20 protein-coding genes are annotated in these 17,532 nt (G+C 66.2%); 9 read left to right on the top strand and 11 right to left on the bottom strand.

Annotation, left to right across the window (positions count from 1 at the left end; all coding sequences use genetic code 11):
• Positions 1 to 164 precede the first annotated feature (164 nt).
• Positions 165 to 743 (top strand): recombinase family protein, encoded by a 579-nt coding sequence (locus ACFSC3_RS13510; protein WP_380940963.1) that lies wholly within the window; start codon positions 165 to 167, stop codon positions 741 to 743.
• A 72-nt stretch (positions 744 to 815) separates the two neighbouring features.
• On the opposite strand, the gene ACFSC3_RS13505 is transcribed toward ACFSC3_RS13510, so the two are convergent.
• From ACFSC3_RS13505 to ACFSC3_RS13495, 3 genes are all read right to left on the bottom strand, one after another.
• Complete coding sequence (locus ACFSC3_RS13505) at positions 816 to 1,268, bottom strand: hypothetical protein (RefSeq protein ID WP_380940962.1); 453 nt, start codon at positions 1,266 to 1,268, stop codon at positions 816 to 818.
• Positions 1,269 to 1,365: 97 nt separating this feature from the next.
• Positions 1,366 to 1,779 (bottom strand): DUF2442 domain-containing protein, encoded by a 414-nt coding sequence (locus tag ACFSC3_RS13500; RefSeq protein ID WP_380940961.1) that lies wholly within the window; start codon positions 1,777 to 1,779, stop codon positions 1,366 to 1,368.
• Positions 1,766 to 2,014: a DUF4160 domain-containing protein gene (locus ACFSC3_RS13495; RefSeq protein ID WP_380940960.1), complete on the bottom strand. Its 249-nt coding sequence runs from the start codon at positions 2,012 to 2,014 to the stop codon at positions 1,766 to 1,768. Before ACFSC3_RS13495 ends, ACFSC3_RS13500 begins: the two co-directional genes overlap by 14 nt.
• 381 nt (positions 2,015 to 2,395) lie before the next feature.
• On the opposite strand from ACFSC3_RS13495, the gene ACFSC3_RS13490 reads away from it, so the two are divergent.
• The 4 genes from ACFSC3_RS13490 (at position 2,396) to ACFSC3_RS13475 (ending at position 4,975) form a co-directional block, all read left to right on the top strand.
• Complete coding sequence (locus tag ACFSC3_RS13490; RefSeq protein ID WP_380940959.1) at positions 2,396 to 3,019, top strand: SprT family zinc-dependent metalloprotease; 624 nt, start codon at positions 2,396 to 2,398, stop codon at positions 3,017 to 3,019.
• 72 nt (positions 3,020 to 3,091) lie between these two features.
• Positions 3,092 to 3,730 (top strand): nucleotide-binding protein, encoded by a 639-nt coding sequence (locus tag ACFSC3_RS13485; protein ID WP_380940958.1) that lies wholly within the window; start codon positions 3,092 to 3,094, stop codon positions 3,728 to 3,730.
• Positions 3,720 to 4,031, top strand: coding sequence for a hypothetical protein (locus ACFSC3_RS13480; RefSeq protein ID WP_380940957.1), 312 nt, complete (start codon positions 3,720 to 3,722; stop codon positions 4,029 to 4,031). The genes ACFSC3_RS13485 and ACFSC3_RS13480 overlap by 11 nt, the downstream gene beginning before the upstream one ends.
• Before the next feature lie 20 nt (positions 4,032 to 4,051).
• Entirely contained in the window at positions 4,052 to 4,975 is a 924-nt protein-coding gene (locus ACFSC3_RS13475) for a replication initiator protein A (protein WP_380940956.1), read from the top strand.
• A 723-nt stretch (positions 4,976 to 5,698) separates the two neighbouring features.
• Here ACFSC3_RS13475 and ACFSC3_RS13470 read toward each other — a convergent pair.
• The 5 genes from ACFSC3_RS13470 to ACFSC3_RS13450 are packed head-to-tail and all read right to left on the bottom strand — an operon-like array spanning position 5,699 to position 9,305.
• Positions 5,699 to 7,234 carry a type IV secretory system conjugative DNA transfer family protein gene (locus tag ACFSC3_RS13470; RefSeq protein WP_380940955.1) on the bottom strand — a complete coding sequence of 512 codons (1,536 nt, stop codon included), beginning with the start codon at positions 7,232 to 7,234 and terminating at the stop codon, positions 5,699 to 5,701.
• Positions 7,234 to 7,515, bottom strand: a complete 282-nt coding sequence (locus ACFSC3_RS13465; RefSeq protein ID WP_380940954.1) for a hypothetical protein — start codon at positions 7,513 to 7,515, stop codon at positions 7,234 to 7,236. The genes ACFSC3_RS13470 and ACFSC3_RS13465 overlap by 1 nt, the downstream gene beginning before the upstream one ends.
• A complete protein-coding gene (locus ACFSC3_RS13460; RefSeq protein ID WP_380940953.1) occupies positions 7,512 to 8,714 on the bottom strand; it encodes a cation:proton antiporter in 1,203 nt (400 codons plus the stop codon). The genes ACFSC3_RS13465 and ACFSC3_RS13460 overlap by 4 nt, the downstream gene beginning before the upstream one ends.
• Positions 8,714 to 8,962: a conjugal transfer protein TraD gene (locus ACFSC3_RS13455; protein ID WP_380940952.1), complete on the bottom strand. Its 249-nt coding sequence runs from the start codon at positions 8,960 to 8,962 to the stop codon at positions 8,714 to 8,716. Before ACFSC3_RS13455 ends, ACFSC3_RS13460 begins: the two co-directional genes overlap by 1 nt.
• 16 nt (positions 8,963 to 8,978) lie before the next feature.
• On the bottom strand, positions 8,979 to 9,305 hold the full coding sequence (locus tag ACFSC3_RS13450) for a conjugal transfer protein TraD (RefSeq protein WP_380940951.1): 327 nt from the start codon (positions 9,303 to 9,305) through the stop codon (positions 8,979 to 8,981).
• A gap of 169 nt (positions 9,306 to 9,474) precedes the next feature.
• Between ACFSC3_RS13450 and traA the strand changes: the two genes are divergently transcribed.
• Both traA and ACFSC3_RS13440 read left to right on the top strand, forming a co-directional pair.
• Positions 9,475 to 12,393 (top strand): Ti-type conjugative transfer relaxase TraA, encoded by a 2,919-nt coding sequence (gene traA / locus ACFSC3_RS13445; RefSeq protein WP_380940950.1) that lies wholly within the window; start codon positions 9,475 to 9,477, stop codon positions 12,391 to 12,393.
• Position 12,394: 1 nt separating this feature from the next.
• Complete coding sequence (locus ACFSC3_RS13440; protein ID WP_380940949.1) at positions 12,395 to 12,643, top strand: hypothetical protein; 249 nt, start codon at positions 12,395 to 12,397, stop codon at positions 12,641 to 12,643.
• 153 nt (positions 12,644 to 12,796) lie between these two features.
• Here the strand turns inward: ACFSC3_RS13440 and ACFSC3_RS13435 are convergent, their stop codons facing one another.
• From ACFSC3_RS13435 to fliE, 3 genes are all read right to left on the bottom strand, one after another.
• Positions 12,797 to 13,543 carry an SDR family NAD(P)-dependent oxidoreductase gene (locus ACFSC3_RS13435; protein ID WP_380940948.1) on the bottom strand — a complete coding sequence of 249 codons (747 nt, stop codon included), beginning with the start codon at positions 13,541 to 13,543 and terminating at the stop codon, positions 12,797 to 12,799.
• Positions 13,544 to 13,586: 43 nt separating this feature from the next.
• Positions 13,587 to 14,888: a family 1 glycosylhydrolase gene (locus tag ACFSC3_RS13430; RefSeq protein ID WP_380940968.1), complete on the bottom strand. Its 1,302-nt coding sequence runs from the start codon at positions 14,886 to 14,888 to the stop codon at positions 13,587 to 13,589.
• Positions 14,889 to 14,961: 73 nt separating this feature from the next.
• The gene (gene fliE, locus ACFSC3_RS13425) at positions 14,962 to 15,408 is read right to left on the bottom strand and encodes a flagellar hook-basal body complex protein FliE (protein ID WP_380940967.1); all 447 of its coding nucleotides are present in this window, start codon (positions 15,406 to 15,408) and stop codon (positions 14,962 to 14,964) included.
• Between the two features lie 83 nt (positions 15,409 to 15,491).
• Between fliE and ACFSC3_RS13420 the strand changes: the two genes are divergently transcribed.
• Positions 15,492 to 16,091 (top strand): DedA family protein, encoded by a 600-nt coding sequence (locus tag ACFSC3_RS13420; protein WP_380940947.1) that lies wholly within the window; start codon positions 15,492 to 15,494, stop codon positions 16,089 to 16,091.
• Between the two features lie 95 nt (positions 16,092 to 16,186).
• Positions 16,187 to 17,485, top strand: coding sequence for a sodium:proton exchanger (locus tag ACFSC3_RS13415; protein WP_380940946.1), 1,299 nt, complete (start codon positions 16,187 to 16,189; stop codon positions 17,483 to 17,485).
• Positions 17,486 to 17,532: the final 47 nt, after the last annotated feature.

The following is a 17,532-nucleotide window of genomic DNA, read 5'->3' as shown; positions in this document are numbered from 1 at the left end:
TAGCCGCGTAGCGACGCTCGCCGACAAATAGCGCGATCAGAATGCCGCCACTTAGCGCGAGCGTTTACAGCGGCTCGCCGAACGACCTTTCCGCCTCCCAAAACAGTTTCTTGTTTCCATCTCCGAAATCGGGCTAGGTCAAGCTGAGTTTTCGGAGAAAGCCCGTGATCGTTGGCTATGCGCGCGTGTCCACCCGCGACCAGTCCCCTGCCCTACAGCTTGAGGCGCTTCGCCAGGCCGGATGCGAGCGCGTGTTCATGGAGAAGGCATCGGGCGCGCAGCGCGACCGGCCCGAGTTGAAGGCGGCGCTCGACTATCTCCGCCCCGGCGACACGTTGGCGGTGTGGAAGCTCGACCGCCTGGCGCGCTCGGTCCGGCAGCTCGTGGAAACGGCCGAAGATCTCGCCAAGCGCGAGATTGGCCTTCGCGTGCTCACCCAGGCGATCGACACGACCAGCCCCGGTGGGCGGCTTGTCTTCCACGTCTTCGCGGCCGTTGCCGAGTTTGAGCGCGAATTGATGTTGGAGCGCACCCATGCCGGGCTTGCCCAGGCGAAGACGCTGGGGCGGCGCGGTGGGCGGAAGCCGGCGATGGGGCCGGCCGAGATCAAGCGCGCCAGGGCGATGCTCGCAGACCCGACCATCACCGTTGAGGAGGTCGCGCAGCAGCTCGGGGTGCAGCCTTCCACGCTCTACCGGCACATACCGGGCGGGCGCAGCTCGTTGGCCCGATCGGCTGAATGAGGCCGACATTCGACGGCCGCGTCTTTTGTCCCACCCACCCAACCCCTATGGGCCTGGCCTGCGGCCTGGCAGTCAGGCGAACAGGTCGCCGATCGCGCGTAACCAGAAAGCGTTGAGCCAGCGGCGCCGACGATGTTCGCCAGCGTCATGGCGCATGTGGCAGCGCTGACAGAGCGCAGCGAGGTTGCGCGGCCGGTTGTCGCCGGGATCATGGTTCAGGTGCGCGCTGGCGAGCACGACGCGCGTGACGCGCAGTTGGGCAGGCGGTTCGATGCCGGCAAGCCCCGGTTGCGTTCTTGCCAGCTCGTCCGGCGTCGGCAGGCGGCGAACCCCCCTGCCCTGCCCGTCCCGCCAACGTGTCGCGTCCTCGTCCCACCAGATGCCGTCGCCTAGGTGCAGCACGTCGCGGCCATGCGGGCGTTGGCAATGCTCACAGCGTCCCTTCGCGCGGTCGAAGCGGATGAAGGCGGATAGCTCGCGCCAGTCGATCGGGTAGAGCCAGCGGTGTTCGCGCGCGATCGGCATGACGATTCTATGAATCAGTCGAAGGCGGAACGAAAGCGGAAACCACACCTTATATCCTAAAAACCTTATTAGTGTCACAGGCGAGAAGAAAAGTGGGTCAGGCCGACGCGAACTTGCGCGGCCGCCCCCCCTTGCGGCCATTCTCGCGCGAAGCGGCGACCTTGGCGGCCGTGCGTGAGCGGCCCCCTTGTGCGCCGAGCTGGCGAGCCATCCATTGCTTCGAGCCGAACACGCCCTGCAGGAGCCCCGGCACGTAGAGGTCCGCGTCGAGCTTAGGCCAGTGCAGCCCCAGCCCGGCCGGGCTGATCTCGATTTCGGCCAGGTTATCGGGCGAAGCATCGGCAAGACCCTCAGCGATCCGCGTCGGGAATGTCAGCTCGACCCCGGTGTTGAGCGCCACGACCACCCGCGAGCGCCGGCGATCGTAGCGGGCGGACACGGCATGGCCCGCGGCGCGGGTTTCTGCCATCCGCGCTTCGGCCTGTTCCAGCTCGCGCTCAGTAATCGCCATGTATCGTCCTCCATTCCTCGCACAGCATCGGCACCACGGCCGCCAGCGCCGCTTCGATCCGGTTCACGTCCGAGAGCTTGAAGCCGAAGCTCTCGCGCAACTCGGGCGGACCATCGGGGCAGTTCAGGTTGAACACCGCCTCCCCTTCCGCGCCCTTCACATGGACGTGCGCCGGGCGGTGATCGTTGGGCCAGATCACGACCCGCAGGCCGCCGATGCGAAACACGACAGGCATAAGCCTGCATATCAGAAACCCAAGCGCTAGGGAATAGTTGCATTGGGCAGGCGCGCCCGTGCCGGGCCGCACTCTATCTCCGCTACGCTCCGACCGAGCCGCCGTGTCGGCGTCTCGTCCCTAACGGGCAACGATCGCTCGCGCGGGCGGGTAGGCCGCCCAGGAGGACGCCGGCGTCGCCGGCGACGTTGGTTCGATCGAGGGGAAAGTGGGGCGCCGCCCCCTCTCCCCGCAACGGCAATCAGCCGGGCCGTGGCTCGCTGCGCTGCGCCCGCACCACCCCGACAGATTCCCGCTGCCCCCTCACCCCCCGCTGTTCGCCACGAGGCAGGGCCGATGGCCGAGGCCATCGCCCCGAGGGCGATTTGAAGGGAGCAGGATATGGAGCAGGATAATCGCGAGAGCTGGCTGAACCGGGTGGCGGTCGGCATGGCCCCCCTATTTGAAGGGCTAGGCGCTCCCCTCCCCTCCCGCGTGCGCGTCGCGATCGGCTTCACCAGCAGAGGGGCGAAGGGCAAGGCGATCGGCGAGTGTTGGGATAACCGGTGCAGCGGCGACGGCCATTTCGAGATATTCATCCGACCGGACCTGGCGCACGCGCCCGACGCAATGCCGGCGCAGATTGCGGCCATTCTCGCGCACGAGCTGGTCCACGCCGCGGTCGGGATCGCGGCCGGGCACGGGAAGGCGTTTAAACGGGTCGCGATCGGGCTCGGGCTGGTCGGGCCGATGCGCGCCACCACGCCGGGCGACGCTTTCCTCGCCACAGTCGTGCCGATCCTCGCCGCAGCCGGCCCCCTCCCCCATGCTCGGCTCGACACCGGCGGTGAGACGACGCGGCCCAAGAAGCAGGCGACGCGGATGCTCAAATGCGAGTGCGCGACGTGCGGCTATACGGTGAGGACCGCGCGCAAATGGCTGGAGACGGCCGGCGCGCCGTTATGCCCGATCGAGGGGCACGGGCCGATGCAGCATGGTCCGCTCGACAGCGACGGTGAGGGGTAGGAATGAAGGGCCTTTCCTTATGAGCGAAGAACCTTCATAGTGTCACAGTCCAACGGGTGCAAAGGTCATAAGGTGCAAATCTACTCATTGGTCAGTCAGAAGGGCGGCGCGGGCAAGAGCACCCTCGCCCGTCAGCTCGCAGTTCTCGCAGGCGAGACGGAGCCTAGCCTTATCATCGACCGCGACCCGCAGCGCACGACAACGAAATGGTGGACGCGCCGCGACCAGATCGAACCGGCCTTTGAGCGGCCCGAGCTGATCGACCTGGACGGCACCAGCTTAACCGAGGCGGCCAAGCGGCTTCGCCGCAAGCCCGAGGGCGCGCTGTTCATCGACACGCGCCCCGCCGTCGAGGAACCCGAAGCCGAGGCGGCGCGCGTCGCGGACCTGGTGATCGTGCCGGTGCGGCCATCCCCGGATGATTTGGAGGCGGTGGGCGAGACGTTGAAGATACTTCGCCGGCTCGATCGGCGCGCGGCCGTCGTCGTCAATGCGGCCAAGAACGATTCACGGGCGACCGCAGCGCGCGCAGCCTTGTCGCGCTACCCGGTCCCGGTTTGCCCGACCCACCTGTCCGATCGCACCGTCTATCTGGACGCATCGCTTGAGGGGAGGGGCGTCACCGAAATGCGCGGCCATGCCGCGCGGGAGGCGGCCGAGGAGCTGCGTCAGGTTTGGACTTGGATTCAGGAGATACGACATGAGCAGTAAGCGCACCGGGCGCGCGCTCGCCGACGTGATGGGCGAGCTGGACGAGGAGCCGACCGCAGCCCCGATCCCCGCGACCGAGGGTGTCCCCGCCGTTCGCGACAGCGCCGCGCCAACGATCGTGCCGATCAACGTGCTTGTCACCCCGCGCGACCGCAAGCGGCTTCGCCAGCTCAGCCTCGACAGCGGCCTCAGCCTGCAAAAGCTCGGACATGAGGCATGGAACCGGCTGCTTGAGGCCCGCGGGCTGGAGCCGCTGGAGGCGGTCGCCGCGAACGTCCCGAGCGGCCGAGCTCGGCGCTAACTCTGATCCTTGGAACCTCCATGACTAAGAAGGGTAACAGGGCAGGAGGCAATCAGCCCGTCGTGCTCGACCAGCTCGATCTGTTCGTGACGCTTCCCGGTGACATACCGACGCATGACGAGCAGGAGATGATGGAGCGGCCGTTTTTCAGCCTCTCCAAGCAGCGTCGCAGCGAGCCGATCGACTATTCGGTGCAGAACGGCACCGCGACCATCACCGTCAATGTCACGGCGCCGGCCGAGATCGGCATCGCGACCATATGGGATTGCGACATCCTGATATGGGCGGTGTCGCAGCTCCGGGCGGCGAAGGCGGCGGGGCAGCCGACCACGCCGCACTTTCACGTTCCCCTCTATGAGCTGCTACGCGGCATCGACCGGCCAACCGGGGGCGACGAGTATCGGCGCATCGTTGAGGCACTTGAACGGCTGAGCGCCACCCTGATCCGAACCAACATCCGGCAGGGCAAGAAGAAACGGCCCGAGGGATTCCACTGGATCGAGCGCTACTCGGCACCGACCGACGACCTGGGGCGATCGACTGGCGTCGAGTTCACCATATCCGATTGGCTCTACGAGGGCGTGCTGACCGACCGCCTCGTGCTCGGCATCGACCGTGCCTATTTCAAGCTGACCGGCGGCATCGAGCGTTGGCTTTACCGCGTCGTGCGCAAGCATGGCGGGCACCAGGCGGGGGGCTGGGCCTTCACCATGAAGCAACTCCACCACAAGAGCGGCAGCACCCAGCGCCTGGCCGACTTCGCCAAGGAGCTGCGGCGCGCAGTCGAGCGGCAGCGGCTCCCCGGCTACTGGCTAGAGCTGGTAAGAAACTCAGAAGGTGAGGAGGTTCTTAACTTCACCGAACGATGCCAGCTCTCGACCGATCATCCAGGCTTCCAGTTCAAGCGTCTGCCACGCCCGCCAATGGGGTTCCCGGCCGACTGAACGCCAGGGGCCAAAACCCCGATAGTGATCCCGGCCCAACTATCGGGGGAATGGCCCCTGCGAATCACGGGGTTTTGGCCCCGCGAATCACGGGGTTTTGGCCCCTGAAACGGCGGTTAAGTCATTGTCTAATAAGGCGGAAGTCACTCCGTAAGAGTCTTAAACCTCCTATTACATAGGAGATTCTTCTTAAGGACTCGGGGCTGTGGATAACCGAATCGACCTACCCACACAGGGGCCAAAACCCCGATAGTGCGCGCTTTAGGCCATGCCGAACCCCACATCGGGGTTTCACCCACCAGCGTTGCACAGAGCATCATTAGAGAGGGGGCAATGCGGAATCGGCCTACCGGCCGATACGCCTTCGTTGCGTGCCGCCTTTGGCGTCACCAAGGCGGCGCAAGCGCCGCAGGCTTTCCGAGAAAGCCAAGCGCGACCGGGGGCGCTTCAACTTAGGCGACGGTGCCCGGCAAATCGGACGCAGAGGCCTGTTTTCCGGGCCGTGGAGCGCCGATCAGAAGCTGAGGGTAGGGAGGCAGCCTAAGAGCGGTGAACGCCTTCCAGCGGCGCTATCGCCAACGCCGGTTCGATCGGGTATATCGGCTTCACCCAACTTTACGATCGCGATCATCGAACCCGCCGCGGCTGCTACCCGTGGCGGGTTCGTCTTTTGGGGGGGGGCAACAAGCCGCGGTGTGTGGATTTCGTGCTTTCGCCGACCGTTCAGGCAGGATCGAACAGGCCGGCGAACTCGCGCTGGTCGTAGTAGCGGATTTTCTCGACCGCGAGCGGGTGTTCGCCTTGGCGCAGCAGCAGCACCTGGTCGGGTCGCATCCGCATGATTTCGTCGGGCGTCGAGACGTGCGCGCTGACGCTTTCCGAGGGGCCGGCGCGATTGTCGCCCCAACCAATGCCCCGCGACGTGCTGACGGTATCGTATTCGATCGTGGTGTCGCCGATTGTGCGCGAGAGCATGTCGGCGGTGGCATGATCGTTGACCCCGAACGTCTGGATGACGCCCGCGTTGGACATGAAGGTGCCGGCTCGCTCACCATAGATCGCCTTGAGCTGGTGCATGTCCTGGAGGATCGGCCAGAGCTGGAGCCCATAGCCGGCCATCAATCCCATCGCGCGCTCGACCGGTTCGAGGCGGCCGAGCGCGGCGAACTCGTCGAGCAGGAACAGGACCGGGCGCGCGGGCTTCGCCGGCGAGCGCGCCATGTCGGTGACGGCCTGCGATACGAGAAGGCGCAGCCAGCGCGCATAGGTGTCGAGCCGATCGGGCGGCAGCACCAGGAACACCGTGCCCGTCGTTTCCTTTAATCCGGCGAAGGTGAAATCGGACGCGGCGGTGCTGGCGACGATGCGCGGGCTGTCAAGAAAATGGGTGTGGCGCTGGGCCGAGGACAGCACGCCGGCGGCTTCGCGGTCGGACTTGCCGAGCTGGCGATTGGCGGCGCGTGCGATCAGACCGCCGGCGCCGGCGCTGTCCTGCATATCGGCCAGCAGCGCGGCGAAGTGGGCAGGAGGTAGCGTCAGCTTGTCGCGCACGACGGCAAGCACGCGGCGATCGGCGGGCTCGTGGACGACGGTGTGCAGGACCAGCCCGGCGATGAGTGCCTTGGCTTCCTCGTTCCAATGCGCTTCGCCTGACTGCCCCGGCGCATCATGCACCAGCGCGTCGGCGAGCGTGTTCGCGTCCTCCGCAAGATCGAGGCTGGCAGGGTCGAGCCGATCGAGCGGATTGTAGCGGGCAGGAGGCTGGCCGGAGACGCCGAACGGATCGAGGCACCAGACCTTGCCCTTGGCGGAACGCGCGCGGGCGGTGACGCGCGCGTTCTCGCCCTTGGGATCGACGCAGATGATCGAGCGATCGAGCAGCAGCAGGTTCGGAATGATCGTGCCGACGCCCTTGCCCGAGCGCGTCGGAGCCATCGTCAGCAGATGCGCCGCGCCATCATAGCGGAGCAGCTTGCCCGACTTCGCCGAGCGGCCGATCAGGAGATCCCCGGAGGCTTCGAGTTTCCGCACGTCCGCCCGATCGCCGAAGCGGGCGGAGCCGAGCAGCTCGTTACGCTGGCCGGCGGCACGCCGGTTGAACCGCCAGGCCAGGAACAGGACCGCGCCCGCCAGCAGGAACGGAATGTCGGTCGCTATCTCGCCATAGCCGAAGATGCCCTTGAGCCAGGCGTTGCTCGCCATCAGCACCACGAAGGCGACGAAGACCGCGAACAGCGGGCCGATCCGCCGCCTGGGCATCAGTGCGCTGCTATCGGCGTGATCGGCAGGGACCGATCGGCGTCAGGATGATCGAGCAGCCGGAGCAGGATTTGCGACACGAGGGGAGGGGACACGCCCTCATCCACCATCATCTCGAAAAACGCATCCTCGTTGGGCGTCGGGATCATGTTCTCGATTACGAGGTTGGCGCGGGAGTTCGCCATGTCCTCGTGCCACATGGCGACTTCCGCCGGCGATCCGCGCACGAAATCCATTGCGCGAATTTGCGCGCGGATTGCCTCGATATCGAAATCGCTCATCCCCGTATCTCCGGTGCATCAGGGTTCCGCCTAGCCCGCCGCAGCAGCCACGGCATGGTGCCGCCCTGGACGAACAGCGAGAAGGCCACGACGGCGAACGCGACGCTGACCAGCGCGTCGCGTTCGGGCAGGGCGGCAGGCACCGCCAAGGCCAGCGCAAGCCCGAGTGCGCCGCGCAGACCACCCCAGAAGAGGATATGCTGGGTCATTCCATCGATCGCCTGGCGGGTGCGCCCGAACAGCGCGGCGATCGGATAGATCGCCGCGGCGCGACCGGCCAGGACCAGCAGGGTGGCGACCGCGGCCGGGAACAGGAAGGCCACCAGCGGCTGTTCCGCCTCCCGGCTTCCGATCAGTAGGAAGATGACCGAGTTGGCGAGGAAGGCAGCGAACTCCCAGAAGCGGATCAGTGCATCGCCACCCCGTTCGGTAAGCAAGCGTCCCCGTCCGTAATTTCCGACCAACATGCCTGCCGCCATCGTCGCCAGCACGCCCGAGACGTGCAGCTCTTCCGCGATCAGGAACGAGCCGTAGGCGGCCAGTACGGTCAGGGTCAGCTCCACCAGATGATCGTCGGACCGTCCGGCCACCAGCAGCAGGCCCCAGGCAACCGCCAGGCCGCAGGTGATGCCGCCGAACACGGTTAGCCCGAACGATTGGGCGACCGTTACCGCATCGGTGGGCGCGCCCGCGACGGCCGCAGCGCACAGGCCGAACAGAACGGCGGCGGCACCGTCGTTGAGCAGGCTTTCGGCTTCGAGCGTGAACCGCAGCCGGGGATCGGCATCCTGTTCCTTCATCATGGCGATGATCGCCACGGGATCGGTCGCGGCGATAAGCGAGCCGAACAGGAGCGACGCCTGCCAGCTCCATCCGACCAGCCAGTGCATTCCGCTCGCGACCAGCATCGCCGACAGCAGCGTGCCGACAAAGGCGAGACTCAGGACCAGCGACCCCCGTTCGCGGAAGCGCTGCCATTTGAGATGCAGCGCCGCGTCGAAGACGAGCGGTGGGAGCAGGACCGTGAAGACCAGATCGGGGGTGAGGACGAGACCGCTGCGATAGCCTGCAAGGCTGAGCGCGATTCCAGCCACGACAAGGCCGATTGTGTAGGGGAGGCCGACGCGCCGGGTGACGATCGCCACGAAGCAGGCCACCAGTAGCAGCAGCCCCAGCGTGACGATATCGACGTGTTCCATCACGATGCCGCCTCCGCGTCGCGACCCGACGCTCCCGATGCTTCGCTTTCCGCGTCGAACGCCCGCTTGCCGCGCCGTTTCCACAGCGCCAGCACGTTGCCGGCATCATCGCCACGCGCACGGCCCGCCAGCTCGAGCAGGGCGCCGTAAAGGGTGGCGCGATCGTCGTCTGCGAGTTCGACCAGGCCGGCCTTCTGGACGAGGCCGCCCAGCTCGATCAGGTGGCGGGTGCGCTCACGGCGTTGCACGACCCAGCGCCGCGTATCAGCCCGACGCCTCGCCGCTTCCAGACGCTGGATCAGCGCCCGGTTGCGTCGCTGCGCTGTCGCTGTTGCCGCCAGCAGTCCGACCAGCTTTGCGCGAGCGCCGGTGAAAGAACGCGGCGCCCTTCGCACGCCACGCCTCCTTCGCTTCCGCATCCTTCATGGCGACGGCGTCGAGCAGCGCGCCGGCGAGCGTTTCTAGGTCGAGCGCATCGGCGCCTGTCGCGGTGACGAGCTGGCCGAGCTGTTCGACGCGGCGCGCCTTGATCGCACGCGCGCGTTCCTCCAGCGCCTTCAACTCCGCGTCATAGTCGCGCACCTTTCGCATGGTGCCTTCTCCTTCCGCGTCAGGATCACCGCAGCCTAGCAAACCGGATGGAGCAGGCAACCCACAAGTGAAGCGGGCGGCAGGCAATCACGAGGAGCGCAGCGGATTGTGAGTGCGCGCTTATACGTCGTTGCCGACGTGCGCTAAGTAAGGCAGTATCGCAAGTGTCATGGCGATCTATCACTTTTCCGCCAAGGTCATCAGCCGCGCGAACGGTTCGAGCGCGGTCGCCAGCGCCGCCTATCGTTCCGCGTCCGAGCTGCACGACGACCGGTTGGGGCGCGATCACGATTTCAGCAACAAGGCGGGCGTGATCCACTCCGAGGTGATGTTGCCGGAGGGCGCGCCGGAGCGTTTAAACGAACGCGCCGCCTTGTGGAACGAAGTGGAGGCAGGGGAGAAGCGCAAGGACGCGCAGCTTGCCCGCGAGGTGGAGTTCTCGATTCCGCGCGAGATGAGCGAACGCCAAGGGGTGCAGCTCGCGCGTGACTTCGTGGAGCGCGAGTTCGTGAAGCGCGGGATGGTCGCGGACCTGAACGTGCATTGGGACAAGGCGAAAGACGGCAGCCCGAAACCGCACGCGCATGTGATGCTGGCGATGCGCGAGGTGGGGCCGGACGGGTTCGGCAAAAAGGTTCGCGACTGGAATAGCACCGAGCTGCTGAAGGAGTGGCGCGAGGCGTGGGCCGCGCACGTCAACGAGCGGATGGCCGAGCTGGGGCTGGAAGGTCGCATCGACCATCGCTCCTACGAGGCGCAGGGCATCGAGCTGGAGCCGCAGCACAAGATCGGCCCGGCGGCATCGCGCCGACCGGGGCAGGGGCTTGAGGCCGAGCGGATCGAGGATCACGCCCGGATTGCCCGCGACAACGGCGAGAAGATCGTCGCTAACGCGTCGATCGCGCTGGACGGCATCACGCGGCAGCAGGCGACGTTCACGACCCGTGACCTTGCCGTGTTCGCGTTCCGGCACAGCGACGGCAAGGAGCAGTTCGACCGGGTGATGAGCGCCGTGCGCGCGTCCCCCGAGCTGGTCGCGCTGGGCAAGGACGGGCGCGACCAGGAGAGGTTCACGTCGCGCGACATGATCGCGGTGGAGGGCCGGCTTGAGCGCGCCGGCGACGAGCTGGCGGGCCGCGCCGAGCATGGTGTCGCCGATCGGCAGCGCGAGCGCGCTACGGCCAAGGCCGAGGGCAGGGGGCTTGTCCTTTCGGCCGAACAGCGCGACGCCTTCGACCATATCACCGGTAAGGAAGGGCTGGCGGCCGTTGTCGGCTACGCCGGCACCGGCAAATCGGCGATGCTGGGCGTCGCGCGCGAGGCATGGGAGGGGCAGGGTTACACCGTGCGCGGCGGGGCCTTGTCGGGCATCGCGGCCGAGAACCTTGAGGGCGGGTCCGGCATCAGCTCGCGCACCATCGCCAGCCTTGAACACGCATGGGGGCAGGGGCGCGAGCAGCTAGGCCCCAGGGACGTGCTGGTGGTGGACGAGGCCGGCATGATCGGCTCGCGCCAGATGGAGCGGGTGCTGTCCCATGCCCGCGACGCAGGCGCAAAGGTGGTTCTCGTTGGTGATCCCGAGCAGTTGCAGGCGATCGAGGCGGGCGCGGCGTTCCGATCAATCACCGAGCGCCACGGCGCGGCCGAGATCGCCGAGGTTCGTCGGCAGCGCGAGGACTGGCAGAAGGAGGCGACGCGCCAGCTCGCCACGGGCCGCACAGGCGAGGCGATCCACGTCTATGACGCGCATGGGATGGTGCAGGCGGCCGACACGCGCGAGCAGGCGCGGGCCGAGCTGGTGGACGGCTGGGACCGGCAGCGGCAGGCCGAGCCCGATCGCTCCCGCGTCATTCTTACCCACACCAACGCCGAGGTCCGCGAGCTGAACGAGGAGGCCCGCGGCCGGCTTCGCGCGACCGGCGACTTAGGTGAGGACGTGGCGTTCGCGACCGAGCGGGGAGCCCGCGACTTCGCCGCGGGCGACCGCTTGATGTTCCTGCGGAACGAGCGGTCGCTAGGGGTGAAGAACGGCACGCTCGGCACCATCGAGCGGGTGACGCCCGAGGGTGTGTCCGTCCGGCTTGATGGGGGCCAGCGCGTCGCGTTCGAGGCGAAGGACTATGCCCATGTCGATCACGGCTATGCGGCGACGTTCCACAAATCGCAGGGCGTGACGGTCGATCGCGCCCATGTTCTCGCCACCCCCGGCATGGACCGGCACAGCGCCTATGTTGGCTTGTCGCGGCACCGCGACGGGGTGCAGCTCCATTATGGCCGCGACGACTTCGCCGACCAGCGCCAGCTTGTCCGCGCCCTGTCGCGCGACCGGGGCAAGGACATGGCGGCCGACTATGCGCCGACCGACCAGGACCGGGCGCGCGCGTTCGCCGAGCGGCGCGAGATCCGGTTCCCGGAACTCGCGCGGCAGGTGGTCGAGAAGGTGCGCGACAAGGCGCGGGGCATGTTCGCCGGGTTCCGGCCGAAGCCGGCCGCGACGCCCGAGAAAGCGACGTCGCCGGAGCGCGTCGGGGCCGATCGGCCGCTGGCGCCCTCACAGGCCAAGGCGATCGAGCGCTACGCGCGCGCCGCGGCCGATATAGGCCGGATGCGGGCCAAGGACTTGCCGGTGCTGCCCCATCAGGCCCAGGCGCTTGAGAAAGCCGGCGCGGCGCTGGACAGCACCCGTCCGGACGCGGCGCGCGACCTCGCTTCTGCGCTCGCACGCGATCCCAGGCTGACCGAGCAGGCCGCGGCGGGCAATACCGCGGGAGCGGCGCGCGCGATGGCCGAGGAAGCCAGGGTGCGCACCGACCCCGAGCTTCGCGCCGGCAGGTTCGTGGAGAGCTGGCGGGCCATGCAGCGCGACCGTGCCGGCATGGAGCGGGCCGGTGACAAGGCGGGCGCGGAGCGGTTGCGGGGCCGCATGGAGAAGCTGGCGGGCGGGTTGCATCGCGATCCCCAGCTCGAATCCGCGCTGGCGAGGCGCGCCCCCGAGCTGGAGCTGAAAATGGAGCGCGGCCGGTCGATCGGGCAGGAACTGGCGCAGCAGATCGGCGGGCGCGACCGCGACCGTGGGATGAGCCTGTAGGATGGCGGACGAGGACGAGCACGACGGAGAAACCGCGGCCGAGGCGTTCGCGCGGGTTGAGGGCGAGCTGGCGCTGTTGCGGCGCGCGGTGGAGCGGCTGGCGACCGAGCGCGCCGAACTGCCCGAGCAGCCCGACTATAGCGAGACGTTGGGCCGGATGGCGAAGGCGATCGTCACGGCGGGCGAGCGGTTGGAGGTGCTGTCCAAGGCAGCGCAGGACGGGCACCTTAGCTTTCCCAAGGGTTTGTAGGTGTCAGAACCCCGTGCCAAAAAGAAGGCACGGAAATCGGCTACGCCCGCGTATCGCGAGGCAATCACTAGGACTCGACCACCGATCCGGACGCTGACCGCCGCGCGAGCTGGCTATGGCCGGGAAGTGGGCAATAGGCCGCTCCACCTTATCTCAAAGTTTCGCGAGCCGTCCGCCGTCGACCGCTAGCGCTGCCCCGGTGATGAAGCGCGCGTTGTCGCTTGCCAGAAAAGTAACGGCTGCGGCGACATCGGCTGGCTGACCCACATCCCGTCTGTCGAGCACCTCCGCTCCCGATTTGAGGTTCGGATTTTCCCACAGCATTGGGGTGTCGATGGCCCCGGGCAGCAGGGCGTTGGCCCGAATTCGCCGATCCCGACCTTCGATCGCGGTCGTTCGCGTGAGCGACAGCATCCCCGCTTTCGCGGCGGAGTAGGGTCCGATGTTGGCGGAAGTCTCAACGGCATGGACGCTTGCGATATTGATGATTGCGCCGCCGTCCTCGCCCATGTGGAGAAAGGCCTGTTTGGTGAACAAAGCGGCGCCCAGGAGGTCCACGCGGAGTACCTCCAGCCAGTCTTCCGCTGTCAACTCGGCCAGTGTCTTGAAGGTCATCAGACCGGCGTTGTTGACGATCACGTCCAATCGCCCGAATCTTGAGATCGTTGCGGAGGCGGCCGCCGCTACCTGCGGCTCATCTCCCACATCGCAACCGAGCCCAATCGCTTCCGCGCCTTGCTCTTGCACCAGGGTCGACGCCACGCTCAGCGCCCTGTCGGCACGCAGATCGGTGACCGCGACAGCTGCGCCCTCCTCGGCAAAGCGCTTGGCAACGGCCGCCCCTATGCCGCCACCGCCGCCTGTGATGAGTACGACCTTTCCTGAGAACCGTCCTTCCACTCTTCGTCTCCGGGGTGATGACGTTGCGGCATGAGGACAGCCGCTAAGGGGCAGTCGCTTGCGAGGTTTTGGCGTGGTACATTCGCATCCATTCCATTCGGCGCTTGACGAAGGGTTCTTCGAACTCGCTCGGGAGCACGAGAGGCACCGTGAGGCATGCGCTCTGGGTGGGAAGGACGTTCTGCCAGTCCTCGATCAGCTTCTTGTAGGCCCGCCCGACAGGGCGGATATTGCGATTGAGATCATAGAGGCCGAGCGGGTTGACCGTGCCGTTGGCCTCGCGCAGGGCAGTGTCCCAGTCCACCTGATCAGTGAGCGAATACCAGGTGAACCCGACCGTGGGCACGCCCGAGTTCCGCACCCGCAGCACATTCGCCCATTGCTTCCAGAGCCACTGCACCGCTTCGTCGCCGTTCGCGCCCTGCGCGAGGTTCGTTTCGGTATGCATGACGGGGAGTCGATAGCGCTCATGATATTGGCGAGTGATCTCGTCATATCCGAACACATCGCCGGCGGCCCAGGTCCTTCCGTCAGGCGCCACTCGGTGTTCGTTGGTGACGTAATAATCATTACCCATGATGCAGTGATGGCGCAGGTTGTTCTGCATGAAGAAGCTGTACTCCTTCACGCTCATGCCGTTTTCGAGAAGATAGTCGTGCATCTCGGAGTTGACCCGCTGACCGTAATTGAGGTCCAGGCTAAGGAACCGCCTGGCGTTCATTAGCTCAGCGGGACGAATAGCCTCAGGGCTGTCAGCATGGAAATACTCGGAACTCTCCGACTGGATGAATATGGCGTCGGGACGGATTTCCAGTATGGCGTGCATGGCGAGAATGTTCGCCTTCACCAGATGCTTGAGAGCGGTGACGAACGTACGATCGCTTGTGCCTTGTTCGTTCCACCAGCCATAGAGGCCTGAGAACGTGGCGCAGACGAACATTTCGTTGACCGGCGTGTAGAGCTGCACCCAAGGATAGCGTTCTGCAAACCGGCGGGCGTAAGCTTCGAAGAGTCGGGGAAAGTCCGGATTCTGGAAATTGCCGATCCAGTCGGGCACACCGAAGTGGCAAAGGTCAACCACCGGAACGATGTCAAGCTCCTTGAGCCGGTTCATCGTCAGGTCGGCGAACTCCCAGTCGAAGCGGTCCGGCGCGAGATAGGTGCGGTGCAGCGGCGGACCATAGCGTAGGAAGCGTACTCCCAGCTCTTCCAGAAGGTCGAAATCCGTTCGCCAGAGTTTGTAGAAGCCGCACTTCTCGAGCTCGTCGACCCGTACTTGTCCATTTTGGATGGTCGGAATGCTGTTCTCGATACCGGTGGCGAACATGAAGAAGGGATTGATCATCACCGGCCTTCTCAATAGCCGACGCGGAGATTGCGCCGGACGGTGACAGGCAGCGGTACCTGGGCCTGGCCAATCAAAGCTGCATGTTCATGATGTCCTTATAGGCCGATAGCAGCTTGTTGCGAACCTGAAGTGTCGCCTCGAAATCGACCGAAGCACGCTGCTGGGCGAGCACCACGCCCACGATGTCGGTCGTCTCGCCGCGTTCGTAGCTCTCGGTCATTGCGTCCTCCTGCTCCTGCGTCGCGTTGACCCGTGCGAGCAACGAGGTGAGCGTCGAACTGATTCCCTCCGACGCCGCCACGCCTGTCGAGCCCGCTGGCGAAACCGGTGGTTCGACCTTCGTCGGTGTGGCCCGAAGCGCGGTGTCGAATGCTGTCGCGAAGCTCGGGCGAACGCCCCCGGCCGGATTGATCTCCGGCGCGCGGGCGGGCTGCGCGAGTCCGCGTAAGGCGGCGTTTCGCTGAAGGATCGCATCGCGTGCGGCGAGAACGTTGCGGACGTCGGTCAAGCTGCCAATCACCTGCTTCGTACCACATTCTTGTCGAACATGGTTGAGCAAGGGTTAACAGCGGTTTGCCTGCGGCACGGGAGGGATGTGCTATGTTCGATGGAATTGTGGCCCTGCTGACCAAGTGGGGCGCCTCTGGCGTGTTCCTGCTGATGCTCGCGGAAAATGTGTTCCCGCCGATCCCGTCGGAGGTCGTGCTCCCGCTCGCCGGCTATGTCGCGGTGAAGGGCCAGGGTTCGCTGGCGCTTACCATTGCCGCCGGCACGGCCGGCTCTGCCGCCGGCGCCACCTTCTGGTACTATGTCGGCCGGTGGGTCGGGGTCGAGCGCCTCAAGCGCTTCGCCGCGCGGCACGGACGCTGGTTGACGCTGACCCCGAGAGAAATCGATCATGTCGACAGCTGGTTCGATCGGCACGGCGGCTCGGCGGTCCTGCTCGGGCGCATGGTACCCGGGGTGCGGACCCTCATCTCGGTGCCGGCGGGTGTCACGGGCATGAAGCTCGCGCCGTTCCTGGCCTACACCATGGTTGGTTCGGCGTTCTGGACCAGCCTGCTCACCATCGCCGGCTATGAGCTTGGCGAGAATTATGGGCAGGTCGCACGCGTCGTAGAGCCCACCAGCAACATCGTGCTCGGGGGCGCAGTGCTCTGGTATCTCTGGCGCGTCGTCACCTTCAATCCGGAAAAGTGACTCGCTCCGAAGCATGCCAGAGAGGGAACGATGGGAGTGCCATCCGGTTCTCGGATCGTTGAAGCAAGTTGGTCAGCCGGCAAAGGTGCGATCGAATGAGGCGATTTCTGACGCTCGTGATCGTTGCGCTGCTCGCAACGATGCCGGCGCTCTACCTGCGCTTGACCGGCTGGTATCCCAGTCCGCTGCTCGACACCGCTTTATTCGGCGTGGGGATCCTCGCCGCCGGCTTCATGCTGTCGTGGGGTGCCGAAGCCGCGGAGTCGCGCATCTCGCAAGGTCTGATCCTGGCGATCGTGGCGTTGGTGACAGTGCTGCCCGAATATGCCGTCGATATCTACTACGCCTATATGGCCGGCCGCGGCGGCCCTGCATCGCCTTACGTGCAGTATGCCGCTGCCAACATGACCGGCGCCAATCGCCTGCTGGTCGGTGTGGCGTGGCCCCTCATGGTGTTTCTGCATTGGGCGAAGGACCGCCATCGCTCGATCGATCTTCCACCCGGCAATGCGACTGAAATCGGCTTCCTGCTGCTCGCCAGCCTCTACAGCTTCGTGATCGTCCTGAAGGACACGATCACGCTCGCCGACTTCGCCGTCCTGCTGGCGATCTTCGGGCTTTATCTTTGGCGCGTCCGCAAATCGGATAAGCCCGACGAGGGCAGCGGCGAGGAGGAAGAGCCTGGCCCGGCGGCTGCCCTCCGGGTGCTTTCGCCCGCCGCACAATGGGCGGCGATGGCGGCGTTGGCCGGAGTCGCGGCGGGCGTTATCCTCCTGTCGGCCGAGCCTTTCGCGGAAGCGATGGTCGGAGCGGGGCGCACGCTCGGCATCAACGAGTTCCTGCTGATCCAGTGGCTGGCGCCGCTCGCAAGCGAAGCGCCGGCGATCGTCATCGCCATCCTGTTCGTACGCGCCAACCGATCGGGCGACGGGCTGATCGCGATGATCAGCGACAAGATCAATCAATGGACGCTGCTGGTCGGCATGCTGCCGCTGGCGCTCAGCATCGGCGCGGGCGCGATCAGCCCGCTGCCGCTTGACGCACGCCAGGGCGAGGAGTTCTTCCTCACCGCCGCTCAGTCGCTGTTTGCAATCGGGCTGATCGCGCGGCTCCGGCTGACCGTCTGGTCGTCGGTGGCGCTGTTCGGCCTGTTCCTGGTGCAGGTGACGCTCGCCTTCATTTTCCGGGACGACGAGCCGCGCACGATCTTGACGCTCACCTGGCTCGCCTGGGGCTATCTCGTGCTCGCCTTCGTCCTCTTCGCGGTCAATGCTCGCCAGCTGAGCGCAGTCGTCGTCCAGGCGCTGACCGGGCGCCGATCCCCGGTCCTCTCTCCACGTGAGGGCGATACAGCAAGTGTGGGAACCACCCGGCCTGAGGTGTTGCAGCCGTGACGCATTGCGAAACAGGAACGCCGTTCCCTTCGCAGGCCCATAGGGAT

The organism is Sphingomonas floccifaciens, from assembly GCF_042681125.1.
GTDB lineage: Bacteria > Pseudomonadota > Alphaproteobacteria > Sphingomonadales > Sphingomonadaceae > Sphingomonas > Sphingomonas floccifaciens.
This window is presented reverse-complemented; position numbering and strand designations above follow the sequence as displayed.